This window comes from Acidovorax sp. KNOB132 (genome assembly GCF_057541515.1).
This window is the reverse complement of the sequence record NZ_BAAJYT010000273.1, coordinates 1-4581: the sequence shown is the minus strand read 5'-3', so window position 1 is coordinate 4581 and position 4581 is coordinate 1. Positions and strand designations below refer to the sequence as shown.

Genomic DNA, 4581 nt, shown 5'->3' with positions numbered 1-4581 from the left:
CGAGGCCGTGGGCCTGCTGCCCGACCAGGTCCCGCCGCAGGGCCAGGGCGTGTGGTCGCCGTTCTTCGGCCGCGAGGCCTACACCATGACCCTGGCCGCGCGGCTGGCGCAGCAGACGGGCGCGGCCGTGGTGCTGGCGCGCTGCGAGCGGCTGGGCGCCGGCCGCGGCTATGTCTTGCATTTCGAGGAGTTGTCCGTGCCCCTGTCCGAAGACCTTGACGCGGCCGTGCTGCAGATCAACCAGGCGATGGAGCACACCATCCGCCAGAGCCCCGACCAGTACCTGTGGGGCTATGCCCGCTACAAGCAGCCGCGGGCCGAAGCGCACGCCGCAGGGGCCGCGGCATGACGGGCCGCATGAACGTGTGGCTGATGGGCGTGCTGGCCCGCCTGCCGCTGCCGGTGCTGCGCGGCCTGGGCTGGGTGATCGGCCAGGTGCTGTATCGGCTGGCCGCGCCGCGCCGCAAGGTGGCGCTGCGCAATCTGGAGCTGTGCTTTCCCGATGCGTCCCCCGCCCAGCGGCGCGCCTGGGCCCGCGAGACCTTCGTGCGCTTTTGCAGACCTGGCTGGACCGCAGCTGGCTGTGGATGGCGCCGCGCGCGGTGGTCGAAAAGCGGCTCACCATCCACGGCGCGCTGCACGAGCTGGACGGCGATGCGCCCACCATCATCTTCGCGCCGCATTTCCTCGGCATGGATGCGGCGGGCACGACGCTCACCCTGCAGACCGACCGGGCCTTCACCTCGATCTTCACGCCGCACCCGGACCCGGCCGTGGACGCCTGGCTGTTCGCGGGCCGCCAGCGCTTCGGCAACGTGCGCATGCTCAACCGGGGCGACGGCGTCAAGCCCATCCTGAGCGGGCTGCGCAAGGGCGGGCTGCTGTATTTGCTGCCGGACATGGACTTCGGCCCGAGCGAGTCGGTCTTCGTGCCGTTCTACGGCGTGCGCGCGGCGACGATCCCCTCGCTGTCGCGCTTCGCCCGCCTGGGCCGCGCCAAGGTCGTGCCGCTGGTGGGCCGCCTGACCCCCACCGGCTACAGCGCCGAGATGATGCCGGCGTGGGAGCACTTTCCCACCGACGACCTGGAGGCCGACACGGCCCGCATGAACCGCGAGCTGCAGCAGTGGATCGACACCATGCCGGGCCAGTACTACTGGGTGCACAAGCGCTTCAAGTCCCGCCCGGACGGCGAGCCTTCGGTGTACCAAAAATAAAAGCAATTTCTAGCCGAATCGTTGCCACGCCGGCGGTTTGATTGCCTGTATTGCTATTGACTTTGTAGCGTTTGGGGCGTCAGGCTTTCGGTGATGGCCCGGATCACCGCCGCCGGCTGCTCGTGCACGATCCAGTGCGAGGCGCCCGGCACCTCGGTGCGGGTGAGCGAAGGCACCCATTGCGCGAGCCCCTGCAGCAGCCCGGGCAGCAGGGCCGGGTCGTCCAGGCCCCAGACCACGCGGGTGGGCACGTTCACGGTGAGCATCGAATCTGGCAGGGTGAGCGCGCCGGCGGCGGGATCGCCCTCGCGCGGCGGGCGCAGCGGGCTGGCGCGGTAGTAGTTGCACGGGCCCGTCAGGCCAGCGCCCCAGGTGGCGCGGTACTGGTCGCGCACCTCGGGGGTGAGCCACGCGGGCGCGTGCCGTCGGCCCGGTCGAAAAAGCCGAACAGGCGCCGGAAGTCGTCGGCCGCAAGCAGCGCCTCGGCGTCCGGCCGGCAGAGAAAGTGCATGTACTGGCTGGCCGCCTGCTGGGCCGGGTTGTTCTGCAGCTCGCGCAGGAACGTGCCCGGATGCGGCGAATTGACGATCACCAGCCGCTGCATCAACTCAGGCCGCTGGTTGGCCAGGTTCCAGGCCACTGCGCCGCCCCAGTCGTGCGCGATCAGCGCGGCCAGGGGCTGCGAGTCGCCGCATTCGGCCGCGATCAGGGCCGTGATGTCCTGCACCAGGTGCTTGGCGCGGTAGGCGGCCACGTCCGGCGGGGCGCTCGACGGCGCGAAGCCGCGCAGCCAGGGCGCCACGCAGCGGTAGCCGCCGTGGGCCGGGTCGGCGAAGTGCTCCAGCAGCGCATCCCAGATGAAGGCGCCTTCGGGAAACCCGTGCAGGAACAGCAGCACCGGGCGGCCGCGCTCGCCGCGGGTGCGGCAGTGCAGCGTGGTGCCGTGGGGCAGGGCGTGCGCAATGGTGTCGATCATGGTGCTCTGCCTTGGATCGCAGCCCGCGCATGACCTGTCTGCGCGGGCGCCTAGTTGTCTTCCGAATCCTCGTCCAGGGGCGCCTCTTCGGTGCCGTCCTGCGCCTCGGGCGACGGGCCGGCCACCGGGTGGGACCACTGCCACAGCAGTTGCGCCACCTCGTCCACCCCTTGCTTCTTGAGGGCCGAGAACATCTTGACCTCGCCGCCGCCGGCCTGCAGTCGCGTGATGGACAGCACCTTGGCCTGCTCGGCGCGGGTGAGCTTGTCGGCCTTGGTGAGCAGCACCAGGAATTTCAGGCCCGATTCGACGCGCGGGCGCACGGCCTCCAGCAGCGCTTCGTCCAGCTCGGTCAGTCCCAGGCGCGGGTCGCACAGCAGCACGATGCCGGTCAGGCTCTGGCGGGTGACCAGGTAGCTCAGCATCACCTGCTGCCAGCGGATCTTGTCCGAGCGCGACACGGCGGCGTAGCCGTAGCCGGGCAGGTCGGCCAGCACGGCGTCGGTCACGCCCTGCTTGCCCAGCGAGAACAAATTGATGTGCTGCGTGCGACCGGGCTTCTTGGAGGCGAAGGCCAGCTGCTTTTGCTGCGTGAGCGTGTTGATGCAGGTGGACTTGCCGGCATTGGAGCGGCCGACGAAGGCGATCTCGGGCACATCGATGGGGGGCAGGTGGTGCAGTTGCGCTGCCGTCGTCAGGAACCGCGTGGTGTGCATCCACCCCATGGCGACTTTGGCGTCCGGTGCGGGCGGGAGGGAGCCAGCAACTGGCGCATGTGATGTAGTCGTCATAACGGGGGTTACCAAGGATAGAGGGCCAGGGGGTCGCATTGTAGAATCGCGCCGTTTTGCGCCCATAACACAAGAACCCTCGATATGAAGAAATTGCTTGCTCCCATGCTGATGGCTGCCGTGCTGGCAGTTGCTGCTTTCCCGGCTTTTTCTCAGGGGGCCGCCCCCGCTGCCGCGGCGCAAAAACCCGCCAAGCCGGACCTGGCCAAGGGTGAGGCCACCTTCACGGCCGTGTGCGTGGCCTGCCACGCGGCCGATGGCAACTCCGCCATCGCCATCAACCCCAAGCTGGCCCAGCAGCACCCCGAATACCTTGTCAAGCAGTTGCAGGAGTTCAAGTCCGGCAAGCGCAACAACCCCGTCATGAAGGGCTTCGCCTCGGCCCTGTCCGATGACGACATGCGCAACATCGCCTGGTGGGTGGCGTCCAAGCAGGCCAAGCCGGGCTTCGCCAAGGACAAGGAACTCGTCGCCCTGGGCGAGCGCATCTACCGCGGCGGCATCGCCGACCGCAACATCGCCGCCTGCGCCGGCTGCCACAGTCCCAACGGCGCGGGCATTCCGGTGCAGTACCCCCGCCTGTCGGGCCAGCACGCCGACTACACCGCCGCGCAGCTCGTCGCCTTCCGCGACGGCGTGCGCAGCAACAGCCTGCAGATGACGCAGGTCGCCGCCAAGCTCAACGACCGCGAGATCAAGGCCGTCGCCGACTACATCGCTGGCCTGCGTTGACCTGGGTCAATCCCCCGGGCCGGCCACCGTGCCGCGCCCCTGAACCAACCGCCGATAATCACACCCAAGACGGGCGGGTCCATCTGAACGGATGGCCCGCCCTTTTGTCTTTCGTCCATGTCTGAAACCACCCACGGCATCCGCATCCACACCCGCTCGCAGGCCATGCGCGCGGCGGTGGAACTGCTGTCGTCCATGCGCTTCGCGATCTCGCTGCTGACGGTGATCTGCATCGCCTCGGTGATCGGCACGGTGCTCAAGCAGCACGAACCCGCCGCCAACTACGTGAACCAGTTCGGGCCGTTCTGGGCCGAGCTGTTCATGGCGCTCAAGCTCAACGCGGTGTACAGCGCCTGGTGGTTCCTGCTGATCCTGGCGTTCCTGGTGGCGAGCACCTCGCTGTGCATCGCGCGCAACGGCCCGCGCTACCTGGCCGACGTGCGCAACTACAAGGAAAACGTGCGCGAGCAAAGCCTGGAGGCCTTCGGGCTGCGGGCCAAGGGGCCGCTGCCCGGCGAAACCCCCGAGGCCGCCGCGCGCCGCATCGGCGACATGCTGGCCGGCGGCGGCTGGAAGGTGCGGCTGCAGCAGCGCACCACGCCGGCCGGGCCCGGAACGGGCTGGATGGTGGCGGCCAAGGCGGGTGCGGCCAACAAGATCGGCTACATCGCGGCGCACAGCGCCATCGTGCTGGTGTGCGTGGGCGGCCTGCTGGACGGCGACCTGGTCGTGCGCGCGCAGATGTGGCTGGGCGGCAAGACGCCGTACAACGGCGGCGGATTGATCTCCGAGGTCCGGCCCGAGCACCGCCTGTCCGAGCGCAACCCGACCTTCCGCGGCAACCTGCTGGTGGCCGAGGGCACGC

General features: G+C 69.3%; 4 protein-coding genes and 2 pseudogenes. 4 read left to right on the top strand and 2 right to left on the bottom strand.

All coding sequences use genetic code 11. The features are described from left to right. Both AC27IO_RS20765 and AC27IO_RS20760 read left to right on the top strand, forming a co-directional pair. Positions 1 to 349 (top strand): LpxL/LpxP family acyltransferase (locus AC27IO_RS20765; protein ID WP_498740534.1); only part of this gene is annotated, 349 nt, incomplete at its 5' end. Then, a pseudogene (locus AC27IO_RS20760) lies at positions 346 to 1217 on the top strand (lysophospholipid acyltransferase family protein). The gene AC27IO_RS20765 and the pseudogene AC27IO_RS20760, both read left to right, overlap by 4 nt. Positions 1218 to 1270: 53 nt before the next feature. Here the strand turns inward: AC27IO_RS20760 and AC27IO_RS20755 are convergent. Next, positions 1271 to 2193, bottom strand: a pseudogene (locus AC27IO_RS20755) (alpha/beta fold hydrolase). Positions 2194 to 2243: 50 nt separating this feature from the next. Then, the gene (yihA, locus tag AC27IO_RS20750) at positions 2244 to 2984 is read right to left on the bottom strand and encodes a ribosome biogenesis GTP-binding protein YihA/YsxC (RefSeq protein ID WP_284425977.1); all 741 of its coding nucleotides are present in this window, start codon (positions 2982 to 2984) and stop codon (positions 2244 to 2246) included. A gap of 84 nt (positions 2985 to 3068) precedes the next feature. On the opposite strand from yihA, the gene AC27IO_RS20745 reads away from it, so the two are divergent. Further along, positions 3069 to 3716, top strand: a complete 648-nt coding sequence (locus AC27IO_RS20745; RefSeq protein ID WP_284425978.1) for a c-type cytochrome — start codon at positions 3069 to 3071, stop codon at positions 3714 to 3716. A 117-nt stretch (positions 3717 to 3833) separates the two neighbouring features. Further along, positions 3834 to 4581, top strand: a 748-nt coding sequence (locus tag AC27IO_RS20740; protein ID WP_487090609.1) for a cytochrome c biogenesis ResB family protein, incomplete at its 3' end; no start/stop codon positions are given.